Genomic DNA, 20,765 nt, shown 5'->3' with positions numbered 1-20,765 from the left:
CTTTCGCCGATGAAAAAGGTCATTGTCATCGGGCTGGATGGATTCGAGCCGAAGATCGTCGAATCCATGATGGCTCGTGGTGAACTCCCCAACTTGATGCGACTGCGCGAACAGGGCGGATATTCGCGACTCAAAACCACCGCCTCCGCCCAGACGCCTGTGGCTTGGTCCACCTTCTCAACCGGTACCAACCCCGGCGGGCACGGCATTTTCGATTTCCTCACCCGCGACGCGAAAACCTACCTGCCGCTGATGGCATTGAGTCGGTACGAGCAGAAGAACGCGTTCGTCCTGCCCAAGGTGGTGAACATGCGGCGCGGGACTCCATTCTGGGATTTGCTCTCGGCAAAGGATGTGGAATCGACCATCCTGCGCATCCCATGCGCCTACCCGCCGGATAAAGTGAAGGGACGCATGCTCTCGGGCGTCGGCGTCCCCGACCTGCGCGGCGGATTCGGCACGCCCACGTTCTACTCCACGCGCAAAGAGTTGCGCGCCGAGCAAAGTGAAAAGGTGGTCAACGTTGGCGTGACGAACGGTAAAGTGACGACGCACATCATTGGTCCGCGCGACCCGAAGACCAAGTCCGATCACAAGTTCGATATCCATATCGAAATACAGAAGTCCGAAAATAAGATCGTCATCGCCTCGCAGGGACAACCCGACAAGCTCGAAGTGACTTTGGGCAAATGGAGCAAGTGGCTGAAGGTCAAGTTCAAAGTTGGGATGATGCAAACCGTATCGGGCATTGTGCGCTTCAACCTGCGCCAACTCGAACCCGAGTTTGAGTTATACGCTTCCCCCGTCAATTTCGAAACCGAGGAACCGCTGTTCCCGATCAGCTCGCCGCAGGAATATGCCCACGACCTGGCAATGAAGATCGGGCGCTATTACACCGCCGGCATGGCGGAAGACCACGACGGCTTGAACAACGAACGATTCGACGAAGCCTCGTACCTCGACCAGTGTCGCACCGTGTTACGCGAACGCCGCAAGATGATGGAATTTGAATTAGGCAGATTCCAAAAAGGATTCTTCTTCTGCCTGTTCGACACTCCCGATCGGCTGGCGCACATGTTCTGGCGCTTTACCGAGCCGAACCATCCCGCCAATCAAGGCGAGGATGTTTCGCGCTACGCCAAAGTGATCGAAGAACATTACCGCGAATGCGACGAGATCGTCGGCGAGGCAATGAAGCGCGCCGACCCCGACACGCTCTTCATCGTGTTGAGCGACCATGGCATGAACTCGTTCCAACGCGGATTAAATCTCAACACATGGTTGCACGATAACGGTTTCCTCGCTCTCAAGCCCGGTTTCACGCCGGGCGAAAGCGGCGACTTTTTCCAAAACGTGGATTGGGATAAGACCAAAGCCTTTTCGCTGGGGTTGGGTTGCATCTTCCTCAACCGCAAAGGACGCGAAGCCAACGGCATCGTCACGGATGGGGATGCGGAGTCTGTGCGGGATGGCATCGTGAAGGGGCTGACCGGGCTGGCGGACCCCGACCGGGGAGCCGTGGCAGTTCGCGCGGTGGCGCGAAGCGAAGAAGTCTATCGCGGTCCGTATGCGAACGAAGCGCCCGACCTGATCGTCAATTTTTCCGAGGGCTATCGCGTCTCGTGGGATACGCCGCTGGGCGGAGTTCCGCGCGGGTTGTTCGCCGATAACACCAAAAAGTGGGGCGGCGATCATGTGATCGACCCCGCGCTGGCTTCGGGGGTTTTGTTCATGAATAAAAAATTCAGCGCAGAGTCGCCGAGCCTGATGGACCTTGCGCCGACCATTCTCAACGCGCTCGGCGTCGCGAAAGGCGATGCCATGGAAGGAAGCGATTTAATATCATGAAAATTTTAGCGTTCAACTTGCAGGGAGCAAAGCGCGCCATGTTGCTCGCCGATGAACGGCTCGAAAATCTGCGCCGCCTGATGGACATGGGTTGTTTTGGAGAACTCGAAGGCAACCCGCGCGAATGGAATGTGCTGGCGCGTCACGAAGCGCACACCTTGACGCTGGCTGAATTTCTCGCGCAAGCGGAGAAAGACGTTGCCGTGTTCGATGATGTTTCCGCGCTGGAAGCGAAACTTGCCTCCGGCGCATGGGATTGCTGTCAACTCAACGCCTCTTTCCCCAGTGACGGCGGGTCCGCCGACCTCTATCTGGACTTCGACCGCGGCTTGGGCAACGCGCTACAACATTTAAGCGATGACACCCTTATCCTGGTGGTGGGGGAGTTGTGTTTTGTGCTCGTCGCGTCGAGCAACCCGATTTCGGGTTATCAGGATGGCTCCTCGCTCGATCTCACTCCAACCGTGTTGGAATTGGCGGGCTACCCGTTGCCTGCGAGCATCGAAGGGAAATCGTGGGTGGCAGGCATGGAACTGAACCGCTCCTCCGGCTTGTCGGATGACGAACAGGCGATGCTCCGCGAACGGTTGAGCGGGTTGGGGTATATCTAATCGATTGTCATTCTGAAGCGAAGAATCTCTGAAACGATCGCGGAGACCCTTTGCGGAGTTTCTCCTGAGCCTGTCGAAGGGTTCAGGGTGACATGGCGAGAAAACTTCATGAAAAAATTCGACACACAATTTGCGATTGAAATCCTCAAATACGCGCTGTGGTTTGGCATGATCACCGGCTTGGTGGAAGGCATGTTGCTGTACGCATTGCAACGCTACGAACTCCTGCGCGGGCAGATCACCTATCTCGGCTCCGGACCGCAAGTGTTGTGGGTCGCGCCAGTCTTCGACGCGTTGTTCTTTCTGCTGGTTGGCGTTGGCGCGGCGGTCGTTGCCCAGTTTCTGCCGCGCAAGTTTGCCAGGCCAGCGGTCTTCTTTGTTTTTTGTTTTCTTGCCTCTTTCGGTTGGTTACTGGTCTACCTTTCCGGCAGGTTGAACCCCGCCGCCACTGCGATCCTTGGCGCCGGCATCGGGTATCAAGTGTCAACGGTCATTGTTGCGCGTGAAAATCGATTTGCCCGGTTCGCGCAACGAACGTTCAAAATTCTTGCCGGGGTTACGCTGGCATTGTTCGTCCTCGTTCAAGGCGGTTTGTGGGTTCGAGAGCGCGTTGCCGCAAGCAACCTGCCGCAGACGCAGGGGAGCGAACCAACCCCGAATATCTTGTTGATCGTGATGGACACCGTCCGCGCCGACCATTTGTCGCTTCAAGGATACGAGCGCGAAACCGACCCGACCCTCAAGCGCATCGCCTCTGAAGGCGTGATGTTCGAAAACGCCTACGCCGCCTCGTCATGGACTCTCACCTCGCACGCCTCGCTCTTCACCGGTCGCTGGCCCTACGAACATAAAGCGGACGGCGGGCGTTATCTCGATGAAACCTACCCCACCATTGCCGAAGCGCTGACCGAACGCGGTTACCGCACCGGCGCATTCAACGGCAATTTTGAAACTGTCACCAGCCATTGGGGGTTTGCGCGCGGCTTCCTCCATTTTGAAGATTACTACCAGACCCTGCCACAGTTGGCGGTCAGTTCTGTGTATGGGCGCTTCATGGAATATTACGTTTTCCATAAAGTGTTCAACATGGAATTTTCGATTGACCGCCGTTGGGGTCCGAGCGTCAACCAGTCCGCATTGGATTGGATCGACCAGGACGACGACACGCCGTTCTTTGCCTTTGTCAATTATTACGACGCTCACGCGCCGTACATTTCACCGGAGCGCGCGAAATTTTCGAACCTCCCCAACCCCGGCGGACTCGTCAACACCGATTGGACTACCGCCGATATTTACAACTCCAAAACGCCCGAGCAAGCGCAAGGCGAGATCGACGCGTACGACGGCGGCATTTACTATACCGACCAGCAGATCGACGTTCTGTTGAAAGAATTGGAGTCGCGCGGCAAACTCGATAACACCATCGTTGTCATCACTTCCGATCATGGCGAGTTGTTCGGCGAGCATGGGCTGTGGGAGCATCACAACTCGTTGTATAAGCCGGTCATCTATGTGCCGCTGATCGTATGGTATCCGAAATCGGCGCCGCAAAATATGCGGATCGATACGCCCGTGTCGAACACTTTTATCCCCGCCATGCTGTTGGATATGCTCGGCGAACCGGAGCAGACCGCCTTCCGCGGACCGCCTCTTTCTCAATTGTGGGCTGACCCGGCCGCGGCGGCGGATTTCCCCGACCCCATCGCGGAGATGGCAGAGTCGAGTTGGGTGAACCCGCATCACTTGTCGATTCGAGGCGACATGGTCACCGTGCTGTCTCCCGAATGGCAGTTCATCGCCCATGAGTTCAATGGCATCGAGTTGTACAATTTGAATGACGACCCAGATCAGGAAAATAATCTTGCCGGCGAGAATCCCGCCGAAGTGGATTCACTCACCAAGTACTACCTTGATCTCCTCGCCCAACTCGGTATGACGTGGCCCTACGATAATAAATAACCACCCATAACGCGAGAATGATCTTGCCGGTTGCAAGAGCGGCAACCCTGTCGCGTTCCCTTGCCCCTGAGATAAAACTTGAAAGATAACTTCAAAGATTTCGCGCAGAAAACGCTACTGCTGGCTGTCAACTTCGGTCTGATCACCGGGTTGGTGGAGGGCATCCTACTCTTCGGCTTGCATCAGCTCGAACTGCTGACGTGGCGACTGCAAAACCGCGCCTACTGGTATGAAACGCTGTGGATCGCGCCCTTGGTGGATGTGATCCTGTTTGCGCTGGCGGGATTCGCGCTGACCCTGATCGGCTTTCCGTTGCGGAAGAAAATCCCCGTCCATAAGATCAGCCTGTTTCTTTTTTCGTTTCTCGCCGTGTTCGATTGGGTTTTCATCGTCCTCTTCGGGCGCATTTCACTCGCGCCGATTTTGATTTTGTCGGCAGGAGCAAGCGTTCAGGTTTTCAATGTGTTGCTCAAACGGGAACAGGCTGGACAGAGTTCTCTACGCGGTTTGAAATGGCTGGCGGTCATGGCAATTGCGGTCTTTGTGATCGTCCAAGGCGGGGGGTGGGCGAACGAAAGATTAAAGACATCCCAGCTGAGGGATCATGCCGACGCGCCGAACGTCATTGTGATCGTGGTGGACACATTGCGCGCCGATCATCTTTCCTCGTACGGGTATGAGCGCGAGACGAGTCCGTTCATCGACGGTCTCGCCGCGGAGGGTGTCCGCTTTGAGAACGCCATCTCGCCTTCTTCATGGACGCAACCATCACACGCCTCCATGTTGACCGGCCGCTACACCTACGAACACCAAGCCGAAACGCAACCGCTCGACGACACCTACCCGACGATCGGCGAAGTGTTGCAAGCGCAGGGCTATCGCACCGGCGCGTTTTCGGCGAACACACTATTCTTCACCCGCCGCCAGGGTTTTGGTCGCGGCTTCCTGCATTTTGAAGACAATGATCAGTCTGCGCCTGACGCGTTTCTCAATTCATCGTTATACGGCTATCTCTTCGATTATTATGGTTTGCGCAAAGCCTTGAAGTATGAAGGCGTTCCCACGCGCCGGCTTGCGCCGGAGATCAATCAGTCGGCATTGCAGTGGATCGATCGCGGCGATCAGCCATTCTTTGTTTTCATCAATTACTTCGATGCGCACGACCCCTACACGCCGCCCGAACCTTATCTGAGTAAATACGGTCAGACGCGGGGCGGGTTGATCAACGGCTTCATCGAGCGCTACCACCCTGAATTGACGCCCGCACAACTGCAAAGCGAGATCGACGCATACGACGGCTCGATCAATTATGTGGACGATCAGATCAAAGCGTTGTTTGCCGAGCTTGAGTCGCGCGGCGAGTTGGAGAATACAATTGTTATCATCACCGCCGATCATGGCGAGTCGTTGGGCGAGCATGGATTGCTCCAGCACAGCGCGTCGCTGTACCGGCAGGAGATCCACGTGCCGCTCATCGTGTGGGGGGCGGGAGTTCCCTCGGGCATTGTCGTGGATACGCCTGTCTCGACGACCAGCCTGCCTGCGACCATCCTGCAATTGTTGAACGCCAACGACGGCGCATTCCCATCCCAACCGCTGACGAAATTATTCGGCGGGAGCGCGCCGCCGGGGTGGGCGAACCCCATTTCGGAGGTGGCGCAATTTGACGGCGCGGCGGAACAAAACCCCACCACCTACGGCGAGATGAAATCGGTGGTCGGCGATCGATTGCAGTATATCGTCCATGAAGAATTCGGCGAGGTGTTATATAACTGGAGAGACGATCCGCTAGAATTATCGGACCTTGCGAAGGAACCAGACTCGGCAACCGCGCTCGAGTCCTTGCGCTCCTACCTCGATGAGTTGATCGGCTCGCCGATTTTCAAGTAAGCCTCTATCTTGTCGCGCTGAATAAACGCGAAGCCTCTCTGTCCTTGTGGTAGAGACCCTTCGCCCCGTTCAGGGCGGCATCTCCTTCGAACACTATGAAACGAAAAATTACCCGCAGAGATTTTCTCAAATTGGCTGGCGCAGGCGCGGCGGTAACTGCCGCCTTGGGCTATGGCGTGTTGCGCGAATCGAACGGCGATCCCATCGTGGAGCGGAATCCGTATGTGAACCCGAATAGTTTGTTCACAGCAGAGTTGGACGGCTCGGTCCCCATCCTTGTTGTCGTGAACCCCGAAGCGGAAAATAAGTTCGGCATCTTCCTCACCGAGATTCTGCGGGCAGAGGGAGTCAATTGTTTTCACGTGGCGGCATTGTCGTCGCTTTCCGCAGATGTGATCGGCGCATACGATGTGATTCTGCTGGCTGAGACCCCGCTGACAACCTCGCAGATCGAACTGTTCGAAGGCTACGTGTTCAACGGCGGGGGACTCGTCAGTTTGAAACCGGCCGCGGGGTTTGAATCAATGTTCGGCTGGGAGAGAAGCGCAGGCTCGTTATCCGACGAATATCTTTTGTATGACTCCGCCCAGCCTGTCAATGGCGGCAGTAATCCCATGTCGCTTCAATATCATGGAACGGCAGATTTGTACGAACTCACCAGCGGCGAGGGGGTGGCGTGGCTGTTTACCAAGAATGCCCCGTATGGAAAACCCGCGATTGTGATGAATCGATTCGGCAAAGGCGAAGCGGCGGCGTTCGCGTTCGATCTCGCCAAGAGCATCGCGTATATGCGGCAGGGAAACCCCGAACTTGTGAACCAGGATTTGGACGGTTTGAACGGCGCGCGCACGGTGGATATGTTCGTGGGTTGGATCGACCTCGAGCGTATCCATATCCCGCAAGCCGACGAACAACAACGCCTGCTCGTGAATATGCTGGCGCGCTTGAGCAAACGACCTTTGCCGCGTTTGTGGTATTTCCCCGAAGATAAAAAATCGGTATTAATCGCCACCGGCGATTCGCACAGCAACCCCGTTCCGTTCATCGAAGAAGTGTTGAAGATCGTGGACGATCGCGGAGGGCACATGACCGTGTATTACGCCCCGCAGATCGTGGGCGATATCGGTCGCGCCGCCCGCTGGACTCGTTTCTGGCTGACCGATCACGTGCCCGTGATCTCCAACGCGCTCGGCGAAGAATTTGGGTCGCCCACGCCAGACCTGATTAAATCCTGGCGCGCGCGCGGGCATGAGATCGCTTTGCATCCGTATGTTGAAACCGGGCTCGACGAATGGCAGGTCTATTGGAAGGAATTTACCGGGCGAGGCTACGGGCCCGTATCGCAAACCGTGCGCACGCATCGCGTCTTATGGTCAGGTTGGATGGAAACCGCCCGCGCGCAAGCCATGCACGGGATGCGCATGAATTTTGATTATTATCATGTCGGTCCATCCCTGCAAATGCCGAACGGCGCGTGGGTGAATGGTCACCTCACCGGTAGCGGTCGCCCGATGAAATTCATCGACGAGCAGGGTCATATCATCGACCTGTATCAGCAACTCACGCAAGTCACCGATGAACACAACATCCCCATGAACGTGCCGGAGTGGGGCGGCTATGCCAGCTTGAGCGCGCAAGAGACGGTAGACATTTCAAAGTATCTGCTCGATCGCTCGGTCAAGTACGGCGATTACTGCGCCATCACCGGGCAATTCCATGTCGATCCCTTCCAACTCGGCGGCGACCCGGCGAAATCGGGGCGCATCTTTTTGGAGGGCACGCTGGATTACGCCAACGAACTCGGCGTGCCGATACTTTCGGCGCAAGAGTGGCTGTGGTTTTCGGATGCCCGGCACGACTCTAACTTTGAGAATGTGACCTGGGATGCCGCCGCTTCTTCCCTGACGTGCGAACTGCTCCCGCCCGCCCAGCCTTTATCCACGCTGACGGTTCTCCTCCCCGCGCTCCATGCCGGAAAGAAACTTTCCGCTGTCACCGTAGACGGTGTACCCACTCCCGCCAAAACCCGTCTAGTACTTGGCGGCGTGGAATACGCGCAGTTGATCCTCCCCGCCAGACGGCAATCGATACAATCCGCCTATTCATAACAACCCCAGGCGATGGGGAAATCTACCACAGTTGCTTGTTTCAGCCTTCGGAGAGACTATGTCGCAATTCCTATCTACGAATCGAAAGACGCTTCTTACGGCGCTTGGAATCCTGCTTATTTATTTCTTTGCGTTCCATAACCTGACGCGCTACCCCGCCCCGTGGTTCGATGAGGGCTCACATTTGCATGTGCCGAAGACGCTGGCGCGATACGGCGAGTATGCGGATATCAGCAGTGACGGGTTCCGTTATTACGGTCCCACCATTGGTGTTGGTCCCACGGTGATGCTTCCCATCGCGGCGGCGTTCAAACTCTTTGGCATCGGCTTAATCCAGGCGCGGTTCGTGATGGCGCTGTATCTGCTGGCGGCATGCTACATCTTTTTCAAACTGGCGGAGCATCTCTCCGGCAAGGCGGTTGCGTGGATCGCCCTGGCGTTAATCTTATCCTCGCGCAGTGTTTTGTTTTTGGAGTATGGGCGTCAACTGCTGGGGGAGGTGCCGGGCTTTTTCTTCCTGGCGCTCGCGCTCTATCTCTGGTTCTCCAAATGGAATGAAAACGATGTAAAACGGCTGGCGACCATCGGCTTATTCTTCGGGCTGGCGATGATCACCAAATACCAATACCTGCTCTTCCTCGCCCCGACCCTGATCCTTTCGTGGGGGCTGGATATTTTCTATTACAAGACCTCTTCTCACAAGAATTTTCTCATCCCCGGCATTGTTGCGGCGGGCAGTTTCGGCATCTGGCAAGTCTTCACATTGATGTATCTCGGTCCCGCTACAATGACCGAAAACCTGGCGCTCTTGCGAGCCTCTGCCGAAGGCGCGGCATTCAATTTCAACCTTGCGCAACTCGCCGCCAATGTGGGTGCGCTCAGTTCGCGGGCGGTCTACCTCGAAGCCTTGTTACCCGCTTTGATCTATGCTTTCTTCGTGTCGGCGCCTCGCGCGCGCGAGGGACAAAAATTCAGCGTGCTGTTCCTCATGATCGCGCTCAACCTTGTGTGGTTTATCGTCGCCTCCATCGGCTGGATCCGCTACGCCTTCCTCGGGCTTACCCTCTCCAGCATTTTCATCGCCCGCTTCTTCCACAGCCTGACGGAGGGTTTCAACTTCGACTGGAGAGGCGGATTTTTCCGTTCGCTGTTCGAGGTGAAGAACGCCGCCCGCCTCGCCCTGACCTTATGGCTGGTTGCCATCGTCGCAATTCCGCTGGCAAAGACGGTCTCAGAGATCGCGTTTCCCGGCCCGAACAATGCTCAACTGATGGCAGACTATCTCAACGCGAATGTTCCCGAGTCGGCGGTGATCGAAACCTGGGAGCCTGAAATCGGCTTCCTGACAAACCATAACTATCACTACCCGCAAAATGAGTTGCTCGCGGTGGCTGTGAACCAGGTGTACTATGGCGGCGAACCGGTCAGGGACCGCTACTCTTTCGTGGAAACTGAGAACCCCGAGTATCTCCTTGTCGGCGAGTTCTCCAAATGGACGTTGATCTACCCGGTGGAATATGTTTTCGAAAACTACCAATGGGTGCAGACCTTCGGCGATTACGATCTGTATCAACGGATCGAGAAATAAACCATGCTGGTTAAACTTTTCATTTTGCTTGTCTTCGCCGGCGGAATACTTCTCGGGTTTCGGCGCGAGTCGAATCTTTCGCGCGTTTTTCTGAACCTGGTCGCCCTCTACGCGGGGGCTTGGATTCTTTTCATGGCGTATCTGTGGGTCAACCACGTCAACTTCCCGTTGAACCTTGAAGCCATGGAGTTGACGGTCGTCCAGCATTTCCAGCGCGCGGTTGCCGGTCAGCCGATATACGTCGAGCCGTCGCCGGGCTTTGTGCCGCTGGCATATGCCCCGTTTTATTACTATTTCTCGATTCCGTTTGCGTGGTTATTCGGAGCGAACTTGTTCACCCTGAGGCTGGTAGCCATCCTCGGAATGCTCGGCGCGGAGATCGTCATCTTCCTCGCTGTCAAAAAAGAAACGCGCTCTGCGTGGTGGGGGATCGTTGCGGTGGGTTTGTTCACTGCCGCGTATCGCGTGATGGATACCTACCTTGATAACGCCCATTCTGACTCTTGGCTATTATTCTGCGCATTACTGGGATGTTACATGATCTCGTTGAACAAATCCCGTTCGGTCAATGTGCTGGGCGTGTTGGTGTTGGTCGCTTCGTTCTGGTTCAAGCAACACGGCGCTTTATTCGCCATGGGGGGCGTGCTGTATCTCACATGGCGCGAGGGCTGGAAGAATTCCCTGCCCTATTGGGTTGTTGCCGGGGCGCTCGGTCCCGTCCTGTACCTGCTTGCGCCAACGCTCTTCTTTGGTTCACTGTTTCACTACTACACGTTGACGGTGCCCGGCAGTTGGAGCCATCTCAATGTGGATGCCGTTGTACGCTATGTTGTGTTCATCGTAACAAATTACCCTGCCCTGGCCGGTGTCGGCGTAGTTGCCTCGTTGATGTATGGGCTCAAACAGAAAAGCAAGGCGAGTATTTGGTATTTCACCCTGCCCTTTGCTTTGCTGAGCGGTTTTATGGGCGCACTCGATCCCGGTTCGAATAACAATGTTTTTATCCCGATGGGCGCATGGTTCATCTTAACCGGTGTGATCGGCATGGCGGCATTCCTTGACGAATATCAAGTTGCGCGCAAATGGTCGCTCCATCTTGCGGCGTTGGGTTTATCTTTTGCCTTATTCTTTTATAACCCGGCAACTGTGATTGTTTCTTCGCATGCCGAGGAGACCTATCAGGATTTTATCGGATATTTAAATTCTCTCGATGGACCCGTCTATGCTCCGTGGGTTGGGCAGTTGGAGGATGGGTATGCGTTTGCTCCCGCTGTCCATTGGGTGCCGATGGAGGATCTGATTCGCGGTCCCGGCGCGGAGGATGAGGATGTGAGAATCGTTCAGGGATTACTGGACCCAGTCATACGTCCGGAGGGAACCGCCTACATCCTGACGAATTATCCGCTGGAGAACGATCCGCTTCTTTTCTTCCTTCTGGATGATTACCAACTTGCATCAGATTTGGGTGACAGGTTCGCCGCGCTCTCCACATTGCCCAAGCGATATAACCTTGAGTATCCGCGATATTTGTATCAGTACGCGCCGTAGTATTTGCCTCGGACCTCTTCATGGATTGGAAAGCGATTAATATGAGGCGGCTTCTTGTCGCCTTGGCGTTTGTTTCTCTGTTGGTGTTAGGTGTCTATCATCAACCCTATTACCCGGTTACCTGGTTTGACGAGGGGCTGGCGTTGCAGGGCGCGTTGAATTTGGTCAACCATGGGCAGTATGCCATGCGGTCTGTGGAAGGGTTTCGGATGCTTGATCAGCCGTTGATCGCGAATGGACCAGGCTTGATCGTTCCGATTGCAGTACTATTCAAGATCTTTGGCGTAGGGTTGTTGCAAGCGCGGATCCTTGCCGCCGTATTTTTTCTTGCGGCGGTTTGGTTGTTTTTTCGCATCTCATCCGTGTTGTATAGCGCGCCTTCCGCGTTGATCTCGGTATTCCTGTTGTTGTCGATCCCAGACGAAGGGTTCTTGTTTTATGGCAGGCAGGCTTTGGGCAACGTTCCCGCGCTGATGTATTTTTTTATCGGGTTTCTCTGCTTCTTTGCGCTTGGGAAAAAGAAACAGACGCGTTACGCAATTCTCTCAGGGTTGTTTTTCGGGCTGGCGCTGGTGACGAAGGGTCAGTATTGGATCTTTGTCCCCGCGTTGGGCTTGGCGGTCGTTGCAGATTATTTTTATTACAAGCAAATCCGACCTCTCAACAGCATGATCGTTTTGGTTGTGATGCTCACCTGTGCCGCCTTATGGTTCGGCGTTCAGTACAAATTGGTAGGCGCGGAAAATTTTGCCGCTCATCTTGCGGCGCTCGACTCGAGCGCAGAAGTGACCATCCTGGCGTTTCGGGCGAGTCGTATACCGGGAAATATATGGTACCTACTACGTTCCGGTTTTTTGCTTTTTGCGGGTCCTGGCTTGCTTCTGTCGTTTCTGGAAAGCCGTCAACGGACCTTATTTGGGTTAGGGAAATTCATGCTGGCTGTGTTCGTCACAGTCTGGGTCCTTTGGTTTTGCTTTATATCAGTCGGGTGGCCCCGTTATATGTTCGAGGCTTTCTCCATCGGGCTGGTTTTCTCTGGAGAGGTTTTTTATCGAATTTATTTATATATTCGCAAGACCTGGAACGAGTGGCAAAAAAGTTCGAGGTTGCGACAAAGCTCCTTGTATGCAGGGTCCGTTTTTCTGTTGGCGGGTTTGGTTTGGGCGGGAAACGGTTTGTTCCAGCAGATACGGGATATTGATGTCAGGCACGATGCAACGCCCGAGAAATTTGCCGATTATATTATTCAAAACCTTCCCGCGGACGCGGTGATCGAATCGTGGGAATGGGAGCTCGACCTGTTGACGCCGGATCACACGTACCATCATCCTGCCAATCGCTGGGTCGACCTCAAGACCGCGGAAACGCAGTTTGGCGAGATGACAGACGAGATCTATGATCCAACGGCGTATGATCCAGATTACCTGATCGAAGGTCCCTTTTCGAAGTGGACTGGCATGTATACCGAGTTTTTGGCGGGAGGCTGTTGCGTCCCTGTGGTTACTGTTGAGAATTACACATTGTATAAAATCAACCATCGCGAGGAGTGAAAAGATTGCATATGAAAATATCCATTGTTATTCCCTGTTTTAATGAAGAGGATAACATCGAAAAACTGGGAACAGACTTCTTCCCCGTTGCCGATAGCTTGATCGGAAGTAAATTGCCGGACGGCGGCGCTGTGACCTCTGTAGAAGTCGTTTTTGTCGACGATGGGAGCAAGGATGCTACGTATCACGCGCTCAAAACCGCTTTTGCTTCCCGTTCCAGCCAGACAATACCGATTAAGTTTGAGAAGCATGAAGTAAATCGCGGGCTTGGCGCGGCAATCCGCACAGGGTTACAGGCTTCGACCGGCGACATCATTCTCACAACCGACAGCGATGGAACCTATAAATTTGGGACCATCCCAGCCTTGTTGGCTTGCCTTCAGAAGAATGTGGATGTGGTGACCGCCTCGCCGTACCATCCGGACGGGGAAGTGGTTGGAGTGCCCGGGTATAGGATATTCCTTAGCAAAGGCTCGTCTCTTCTTTATCGAATTTTGTTGAACTGGAACATCTACACGTATACAGCGCTGTTTCGAGGCTATCGCCGCAGAGTGGTCGAACAAGTGCAATTCGAGGCGGATGATTACCTTGCCGGCACCGAGTTCATGGTCAAAGCCATGCTCAAGGGATTCAAGGTCGTCGAGTTTCCCGCCGCGTTGCATAGCCGTATGTTCGGGGTTTCCAAGGCGAAGTTGTGGCGCACGATCAAATCTCATTTGCGTTTTCAATACAGACTTCTGTTGCATCGGCTTCGCCTGCGTTCGATGTTTTCCAGCCCGGCATGAAAATCGCATATTTTGTTCCGTATGTGCCTAATCTGATTCGGGTCAGGCCCTATCAGTTGATCTCGCATCTTTCCGCCCTTGGCGCGGAGGTGACCGTCTTTACGGTGACGACAAACCAAGGAGATGTTGAGGATGCGCGCGCGTTGAAGAGCCTGTGCCATGATGTTGTATACGAACATCAACCCGCGTTGCGTTCGTATTGGCAGAGTCTGATTGCTTTGCCAACCCGGCAACCTTTGCAGTCTGTATATAGTTGGACCCCAGCGTTGGTTGAACGTTTTTTCCAATCCTACAGCGTTTCTTCAAGGTTTGACGTTGTGCATGTGGAGCATTTGCGCGGCTCAATGTTTGGAACAACGATCCGTTCACGCCTGCCCAGCCTGCCGGTCGTGTGGGACAGCGTGGACTGTATCAGCCACCTCTTTGAGTTGACCTCCGCGAAGAGCCGCAGCGCATTCGGCAGGCTGATCTCCACGCTAGACTTGCGTCGGACCCAGGCGTGGGAAGGTGAGCTGGTTTCCGCGTTTCATCATGTGACGATCACATCACAGGCTGATAGAGAGGCGCTCCTACGATTATCTTCAAAGACACCATCGCCCGTGACCGTGTTGCCCAATGGCGTGGATATGCAATATTTCCGCCCGGATGTTGCGATTCAACGCGATCCAGAAACGATCGTCTTTAGCGGTAAGATGAGTTATCACGCCAATATTTCGATGGCAGATTTTCTGGTTCGGGAAATCATGCCTACCATTTGGGAGAAACGCCCAGGCGTGAAATTGCTGATCGTCGGAAAGGATCCGCCGGCGCATATTACATCCTTGCAGGCAGACCCTCGTATTATCGTCACAGGCACTGTTGCGGATATGCGTCCATATCTTCAAAAAGCAACGGTTGCGGCGGTTCCGCTTGTGTATGGCGCGGGAATCCAAAATAAAGCGCTTGAGGCGATGGCGTGTAAAACACCTGTGGTAACAAACATGAAGGCGATGATAGCTTTACAAGCGAAGCCCGGAGAAGATGTTTTGGTGGCTGACACCGCTGAGGAGTTTTCACGGGAACTTCTACGCCTGATCGAAGACCCATCATTACAACAACAAGTGGGGCAGGCTGGATTGGACTATGTTCGGAAGCATCACGATTGGACCGTTTTGGCTGGGAAATTGATTCATATTTACGAGGAAGCCATTCACCATGCGAAAATACTTACCTGACCTTGCGTATAGCGACCACGTTGGCTGTTCCTATGGTAACTTTTCTAATGTTGCAACGTCATGAAGTTCGAGGAGAACGTTAGGTTATTTAATTTCTCCTGCTATAATTCTGTTTATAAAATTGGTTCCCATGGATATTAATCCCTATCTCAAACCTTTAATCAAATGGTGGCGGTTGATAGCAGTGACCACTGTGCTGGCTCTGATTTCCAGCTCGATCTCGACGCTGTTTCAGCCGGCGCAATACATTTCCCGCACCACTCTGGTGACGGGAAGCACCATTTCCAATCCCAACCCGGAACCGGGTCAGATCTCAATTTCGCAACAGTTGGCGACGATCTACTCAGATATGGCGCGGCGTGAACCGGTGCAGGAAGCCACGAAACAGGCGTTGGGCATTGACTGGCTTCCGCAATACAATTCGCGCATCATTCCGAACACCCAGTTGGTCGAGATCGCTGTCACCGACACAGACCCTCGTCGCGCGCAGATCATTGCCAATGAATTGGCGCAACAGTTGATCAAATTAAGCCCGGCGGTCAGCGGCACGGGCGGGGAACAGCAGGAATTCATCGACCAGCAACTTGCCAGCCTCCAGGAACAGATCGAACAGACCGACAAGGAAATTAAAGACCTTCAGGCAAGTTTGAAGGTTCAGACCAGCACGAGTCAGATCGCGGAGACCGAAAAAGAAATTCAGACTCTGACGCTTAAGTTGACCAGCCTGCGGGATAACTACGCAACGTTCCTTTCCAATTCTCAGCAGGGCGCATTGAACACCTTGACGGTTGTGGAGCCGGCGAACCTGCCCACAAAATCGGAGGGTACCAGCAAACTGCTGATCATTGGCTTGGCAGGGTTGGTTGGGCTGTTGCTTTCGGCAGGCGCCGCGTATGGGTTGGAATATCTCGACCGCACCATCAAGACAACTTCCGATGTGGAGCGTATCTTTAATCTGCCGGTCATCGGTTACCTTTCGCAGATCTCTGAAAATGGCAATAACGCCACGTATGTGTTGAGCCATCCGAACTCGATCGTTGCCGAGAACTTTCGCTTGTTGCAATCGAACCTTGAGTTTTTCCAAACCTATAATTCCGCCAAGACGATCCTGGTGACCAGCCCGGTGCAGGGAAACGGCAAGACGACGGTTGCGGCGAACCTCGCGCTTTCGTTCGCCATGAGCGACCAAAAGGTGATCCTGGTCGATTCCGATCTCCGGCGTCCTTCTGTTCACAAAGCCTTGAAGATCTCGCAGAACCCGGGGCTGGCAGATATCATCCATGCGCGGATTGCCGCAAAAGAAGTTGTGAGACCCGTGAAAGGGAAGCGCATCGACGTGATCACAGCGGGGCACATCCCGCCGAGTATCACCGAGGTGGTTAATTCAAAACGTGTCGGCGCGATTTTGAACGAATTGCGAGACGAATACGAGACGATTATCGTGGATGCGCCGCCGTTGATCATTGCCGATTCGTACAACCTCGCCTCGAAAGTGGATGGTGTGGTATTGGTGATCGAACCCGGCTTGACGAAGGACGATCAGGCAAAGGTCATTAAAGAGCAGTTGAATCGCGCCGGGGCGCGGGTGATCGGCATTGTGTTCAATAAGGTTTCGGAAACCAACGCGAAAACGTATGGCGATTATCAGTACATGTCCATGTACTCGCCCCAGCATTACAGCGATTATGTGTCCAGTAGCGCGCCCAAGGTGGATGAACCGGAATCGAACTCGAAGAAACTGCTGGCGTTCTTCGAGCGCGGCGAAGTTCCGCCCGATGTCAAATCATCGTTGGAGAGCGCGTTCGACCGCTTCCAGAACCAGCGGAAAACACTGTTCAGCCGGTTCAAAAATAAATCATCCAAGTAAACGATGGCAAGCCTCCGCAAGGGGGCTTGTTTTTTTGAGGGTTAGAATCAGCCGCACTGGTAGAATGAAGCGACGGTCGTCCTCCGTGAAATGTCGCGCAACTATTTTTCCCGCAAGGCGTATAAGGAGTACGAGGAGCGCAGGTGAACGATGAACTCGCCTGGGTAGCCCAGGCTCAACAAGGCAGTGACGAAGCATTTACCCGGCTCGTCGAATCGCATCAGACACATGTGTATAACTTGTGTTATCGAATGCTGGGCGAACCTGAAGCGGCGGAGGATGCCGCGCAGGAGACTTTCTTGCGCGCCTACCAAAACCTGCATCGTTACGACTCGAGTCGTTCGTTCGTCACCTGGCTGCTTTCGATCGCCGCGCATTATTGCATCGACCGCCTGCGCCGAAAGAGACTCTCGGTCTTTTCGATGGATGAGGAGCGCGAGGATGGGACGGTGTTTGAGATCGCCGACCCCGCTTCGCCCGACCCTGAGGTCGAATCGACCAAGCGGGAGGAGCGCGACCGCCTGCACCGGCTTTTGGGCGACCTCGATGAAACGGATCGCGCGGCGGTGATTATGAGGTATTGGTACGACTATTCTGAAATTGAGATCGCTGAGTCGTTGCAGTTGACGGTCAGCGCTGTGAAGAGCCGCCTGCATCGCTCGCGACGGGCGTTGGCAGGCATGTGGCAGGAGGAGGAAACTCTGCCTGCCCAAACGGAAAGGAGACGCCATGAATCACCAGCCTTTTGAAACCTGGCTTTTGCATGAGGTTGCGCTCGATGCGCAACAACAGCGCGAATTGGATTCGCACCTGCGTTCGTGCGCGTATTGCGCCGCGCTGGTAAAGACCGCCAGGGTTTTGCGCTCTGCGAAACTGGCTGTGCCCGCTCCGGGATTTGCAACCCGGTTTCAGGCGCGGCTGGCGGCTGAGAAAACCGCCGAGCGCCGCCGCCGAATCCTCGGTTCCGTCTTTTTTGCTTTTGGCGGGATGTTGTTGTTAGGATGGCTGGTGTCGCCTTATCTGGCTGGCTTTTTGCAATCGCCTGCCAGTTGGATCGCCGCATTGGTGGAGACGGCTGTGTTCATTCTGACCACGCTTCAGGCAAGCGCGGAGGCTGGCAAGGTCATCCTCGATGTGCTGGGCAGGTTGCTTCCGCCGTTTGGGTGGATGGTGATCGTTTCAGGCGTTGCCGGCGTCAGCTTGTTGTGGTCGGTATCCATTTGGCGGTTCGCGTTTCGAAGCGCGCCGCAAGGAGTGTAGTGTATGAAGACAAAATTTAGGATCGTTACTCTGATTTCCCTGATTATGCTTGCGCTTGTTCCGACCAGCGCAGCGCTTGCTCAGGGGCCGGGACCCAATGGCGGTCAGGTGATCTTTGGGAGTAACTTCACGCTGGAATCCGGCGATACGTTCGACGGCGACCTGGTGGTCTTTGGCGGAAACGTGTCTATTGAAGAAGATGCCGAGTTCAACGGAGACCTGATTGTGGTGGGCGGCACTGTGAAAAGCGACGGGGCGATCCATGGCGATGTTGTCGCTATTGGCGGGCAGATTTATTTGAACGAGACCGCGTCGACGCTGGGTGATGTGGTCACCATTGGCGGGCAGGCAGTGGTGGCGGAGGGAGCCGTGGTCGAAGGGGAGATCGTCAATAACGTTCAGCCGGAGATCAATCTTCCGGATGGGCAAGTTCCGCCTTTCCAAGACCCGTCCAGAATCGATGTGAAGTACGATTTTGGGTTCAGATTCTTTGGGCAAATATTCCAGTTGTTCTTTTGGGCAACGCTGGCGGCGGGATTCGCCATGTTACTGTCGTTGTTCTGGAAGCCGCAAATGGAGCGCGCAGGCAATGCCATTGCCGCGCAACCGCTGATGGTCGGCGCGATGGGTTTGCTGGCGGTGGTAGTGAGCGCGTTGTTGTTCCTTACGATCATCCCGCCCATTGTGCTGGGTTTTGCCTGGTTGTTTGGGATCGTTGCCTTTGGGGCGGAGGTGGGCGAGCGCTTCGCCAAGGCAATGAGCCAGACGTGGTCGCCGGTGGCGACGGTGGGCGTTGGCACCTTCTTGCTTGTGCTGGTCAGTGGCGCGCTTGGTTTTCTCCCTTGTATCGGCGGGCTGGCGCAATTCTTGCTTGGGTTGCTGGCGATCGGCTCGGTGGTGATCACCCGCTTCGGGTCGCGGACCATTCATACGTCTGGTGTGATCGTGGATCCGCCGCCTCCGCCTGTCGCGCAGGCGTAAAAGTCCGCATGATGTAATTCGCGCATGTAAAACGTCCCGCAGGTTCGGTTGAATCAACGGAGCGCTGCGAGAAAACCTGCGGGAGGGTGGGAGCATCGCTGTTATAATTTGTCTGCCCCGGGTATTCGCCCGGGGCAGATTGATTTTATTGGAGGTCTCATGGCATTACAACAAAACCCCATCCCGAACACGATACTTCATCAATCCGCGCCGCCGCTGGTGGAGGTTTCGGGCACACACCGCGACATGGGCAGGCAGATCGGCGAGGCGAGGCGCGAGCAGGTTCAACATAGCATCGAGAATGCCCGCGTGTTGATCGACCAATCGTACAATACTCTGGAACTCACGTGGGGAGGCGCGCAGATCCAGTCGCGTAAGTATTTGCCGTTCGCCGAGGAGCGTTATCCCCAATACGTGGATGAAATGCGCGGCATTGCCGAGGGGGCGAATGTGTCGTTCGATGATGTGGTGGCACTCAATACCATGGAAGCCATGACGATGGACGCCTTGCATCTTACGCGCTGCACCAGTTTTGCGGTGAACGAACAGCGCGCGGCGGATGGTCATGTGCTGGCGGCGCACAACGAGGATTGGGTGCCGGAAGACGAGAATGATGTGTATGTGGTTTTGGCGAAGCCGAAGGAGGAACCTCCGTTTCTTGCCATGACGTACGGCGGATTGCTCCCTAACGTGGGATTCAACGCCTACGGCATCGCCCAGTTGATCGATTCGGTCTACCCGAACGATTCCCGCATCGGCATTCCCCGCCTGGTTGTCGCGCGCGCCGTTCTTTCCTCGCGTCGTATTTCAGGCGCCATCGGGCGGATGCTCATCTCGCATCGCGCCGCGGGGTACAACCACCTGCTCGTTCATGAAAGCGGGGAGATGTATTCGGTGGAGGTCTCGGCGAAGCGTTTCGACATCTTGCACGGCACTGACGGATATATGGTTCACACGAACCATTATCTTTCGCCGACCATGAAGGAGATCGAGAAGGACCCCGAGGAGTTGATCTCTTCTCGCGTGCGCTACTTCCGCGCGAACCGCTTACTGCGCGAGAACTCGACCCATACGATCAAAACCCTGCAGACGATCCAGAAGGATCATGTGAACCTGCCGAACTCCATTTGCAATCACAACATCGCCGGTATCGACCCGATGGACCGCGAGAGCACCATTTCGGCGCTGGTCATCGACCTGACCGCCCGCGAAATGCACATCGCCTGGGGCAACCCGTGCCAGAACGCGTATCACACGTATCACTTGGATGCGTGATGAGAGACTGGAGAGTGGAGAGTAGAGAATAGAGAATAGAGAATAGAGAGTAGAGAGTAGAGAATAGAGAAATGAGAGTGGAGATTGTCTTTAGAGAGTGTTTCTGAAGTCTTTTTTGGACACGGATCACACGGATTTCACGGAGAAAACTATTTGATAACCCTTGTTTGACCGTGTAATCCGTCGAATCTGTGTACTTACGAAACAGTGTCTTCCATGAGAAGTCTGAGTACCTTACACAAAGGTTTTGGGGTCGCAGACCGCGAAGTGCGCTGATTTTC

The 20,765-nt window shown here is 54.7% G+C and carries 15 protein-coding genes; all 15 read left to right on the top strand.

What is annotated here, in order from left to right; translation table 11 throughout:
* The first annotated feature begins 9 nt into the window (after window positions 1-9).
* The 15 genes from IPM31_01475 (at window position 10) to IPM31_01405 (ending at window position 20,484) form a co-directional block, all read left to right on the top strand.
* The gene (locus IPM31_01475) at window positions 10-1,848 is read left to right on the top strand and encodes an alkaline phosphatase family protein (protein ID MBK9005639.1); all 1,839 of its coding nucleotides are present in this window, start codon (window positions 10-12) and stop codon (window positions 1,846-1,848) included.
* Window positions 1,845-2,459: a hypothetical protein gene (locus IPM31_01470; GenBank protein ID MBK9005638.1), complete on the top strand. Its 615-nt coding sequence runs from the start codon at window positions 1,845-1,847 to the stop codon at window positions 2,457-2,459. Before IPM31_01475 ends, IPM31_01470 begins: the two co-directional genes overlap by 4 nt.
* A gap of 108 nt (window positions 2,460-2,567) precedes the next feature.
* Window positions 2,568-4,418: a sulfatase-like hydrolase/transferase gene (locus tag IPM31_01465; GenBank protein ID MBK9005637.1), complete on the top strand. Its 1,851-nt coding sequence runs from the start codon at window positions 2,568-2,570 to the stop codon at window positions 4,416-4,418.
* 78 nt (window positions 4,419-4,496) lie between these two features.
* Window positions 4,497-6,308 carry a sulfatase gene (locus tag IPM31_01460; protein ID MBK9005636.1) on the top strand — a complete coding sequence of 604 codons (1,812 nt, stop codon included), beginning with the start codon at window positions 4,497-4,499 and terminating at the stop codon, window positions 6,306-6,308.
* Window positions 6,309-6,403: 95 nt separating this feature from the next.
* Window positions 6,404-8,416 (top strand): twin-arginine translocation signal domain-containing protein, encoded by a 2,013-nt coding sequence (locus IPM31_01455; GenBank protein MBK9005635.1) that lies wholly within the window; start codon window positions 6,404-6,406, stop codon window positions 8,414-8,416.
* A gap of 58 nt (window positions 8,417-8,474) precedes the next feature.
* The gene (locus IPM31_01450; GenBank protein MBK9005634.1) at window positions 8,475-10,004 is read left to right on the top strand and encodes a glycosyltransferase family 39 protein; all 1,530 of its coding nucleotides are present in this window, start codon (window positions 8,475-8,477) and stop codon (window positions 10,002-10,004) included.
* 3 nt (window positions 10,005-10,007) lie between these two features.
* Window positions 10,008-11,552 (top strand): hypothetical protein, encoded by a 1,545-nt coding sequence (locus IPM31_01445; GenBank protein ID MBK9005633.1) that lies wholly within the window; start codon window positions 10,008-10,010, stop codon window positions 11,550-11,552.
* Between the two features lie 20 nt (window positions 11,553-11,572).
* On the top strand, window positions 11,573-13,102 hold the full coding sequence (locus tag IPM31_01440) for a glycosyltransferase family 39 protein (GenBank protein MBK9005632.1): 1,530 nt from the start codon (window positions 11,573-11,575) through the stop codon (window positions 13,100-13,102).
* 11 nt (window positions 13,103-13,113) lie between these two features.
* Window positions 13,114-13,887 (top strand): glycosyltransferase family 2 protein, encoded by a 774-nt coding sequence (locus IPM31_01435; GenBank protein ID MBK9005631.1) that lies wholly within the window; start codon window positions 13,114-13,116, stop codon window positions 13,885-13,887.
* Window positions 13,884-15,101, top strand: a complete 1,218-nt coding sequence (locus tag IPM31_01430; GenBank protein ID MBK9005630.1) for a glycosyltransferase — start codon at window positions 13,884-13,886, stop codon at window positions 15,099-15,101. Before IPM31_01435 ends, IPM31_01430 begins: the two co-directional genes overlap by 4 nt.
* Before the next feature lie 130 nt (window positions 15,102-15,231).
* Window positions 15,232-16,968, top strand: coding sequence for a polysaccharide biosynthesis tyrosine autokinase (locus tag IPM31_01425; GenBank protein ID MBK9005629.1), 1,737 nt, complete (start codon window positions 15,232-15,234; stop codon window positions 16,966-16,968).
* Between the two features lie 143 nt (window positions 16,969-17,111).
* Complete coding sequence (locus tag IPM31_01420; protein ID MBK9005628.1) at window positions 17,112-17,717, top strand: sigma-70 family RNA polymerase sigma factor; 606 nt, start codon at window positions 17,112-17,114, stop codon at window positions 17,715-17,717.
* Complete coding sequence (locus tag IPM31_01415; protein ID MBK9005627.1) at window positions 17,698-18,228, top strand: hypothetical protein; 531 nt, start codon at window positions 17,698-17,700, stop codon at window positions 18,226-18,228. Before IPM31_01420 ends, IPM31_01415 begins: the two co-directional genes overlap by 20 nt.
* Before the next feature lie 3 nt (window positions 18,229-18,231).
* On the top strand, window positions 18,232-19,209 hold the full coding sequence (locus tag IPM31_01410) for a polymer-forming cytoskeletal protein (protein MBK9005626.1): 978 nt from the start codon (window positions 18,232-18,234) through the stop codon (window positions 19,207-19,209).
* A 159-nt stretch (window positions 19,210-19,368) separates the two neighbouring features.
* The gene (locus tag IPM31_01405; GenBank protein ID MBK9005625.1) at window positions 19,369-20,484 is read left to right on the top strand and encodes a hypothetical protein; all 1,116 of its coding nucleotides are present in this window, start codon (window positions 19,369-19,371) and stop codon (window positions 20,482-20,484) included.
* Window positions 20,485-20,765 lie beyond the last annotated feature (281 nt).

The sequence above is a fragment of the Candidatus Defluviilinea gracilis genome (genome assembly GCA_016716235.1).
In the GTDB taxonomy this organism is placed as follows: domain Bacteria; phylum Chloroflexota; class Anaerolineae; order Anaerolineales; family Villigracilaceae; genus Defluviilinea; species Defluviilinea gracilis.
Note: the sequence above shows the minus strand (reverse complement) of the source record. Positions and strands in the feature narration are given on the sequence as shown.

Excerpts from the sequence above, each read along its gene's own strand:
- IPM31_01475 (MBK9005639.1), top strand. The coding sequence starts at position 10 with ATGAAAAAGGTCATTGTCATCGGGCTGGATGGATTCGAGCCGAAGATC.
- IPM31_01470 (MBK9005638.1), top strand. The coding sequence starts at position 1,845 with ATGAAAATTTTAGCGTTCAACTTGCAGGGAGCAAAGCGCGCCATGTTG.
- IPM31_01465 (MBK9005637.1), top strand. The coding sequence starts at position 2,568 with ATGAAAAAATTCGACACACAATTTGCGATTGAAATCCTCAAATACGCG.
- IPM31_01455 (MBK9005635.1), top strand. The coding sequence starts at position 6,404 with ATGAAACGAAAAATTACCCGCAGAGATTTTCTCAAATTGGCTGGCGCA.
- IPM31_01450 (MBK9005634.1), top strand. The coding sequence starts at position 8,475 with ATGTCGCAATTCCTATCTACGAATCGAAAGACGCTTCTTACGGCGCTT.
- IPM31_01445 (MBK9005633.1), top strand. The coding sequence starts at position 10,008 with ATGCTGGTTAAACTTTTCATTTTGCTTGTCTTCGCCGGCGGAATACTT.
- IPM31_01440 (MBK9005632.1), top strand. The coding sequence starts at position 11,573 with ATGGATTGGAAAGCGATTAATATGAGGCGGCTTCTTGTCGCCTTGGCG.
- IPM31_01435 (MBK9005631.1), top strand. The coding sequence starts at position 13,114 with ATGAAAATATCCATTGTTATTCCCTGTTTTAATGAAGAGGATAACATC.
- IPM31_01430 (MBK9005630.1), top strand. The coding sequence starts at position 13,884 with ATGAAAATCGCATATTTTGTTCCGTATGTGCCTAATCTGATTCGGGTC.
- IPM31_01425 (MBK9005629.1), top strand. The coding sequence starts at position 15,232 with ATGGATATTAATCCCTATCTCAAACCTTTAATCAAATGGTGGCGGTTG.
- IPM31_01415 (MBK9005627.1), top strand. The coding sequence starts at position 17,698 with ATGAATCACCAGCCTTTTGAAACCTGGCTTTTGCATGAGGTTGCGCTC.
- IPM31_01410 (MBK9005626.1), top strand. The coding sequence starts at position 18,232 with ATGAAGACAAAATTTAGGATCGTTACTCTGATTTCCCTGATTATGCTT.
- IPM31_01405 (MBK9005625.1), top strand. The coding sequence starts at position 19,369 with ATGGCATTACAACAAAACCCCATCCCGAACACGATACTTCATCAATCC.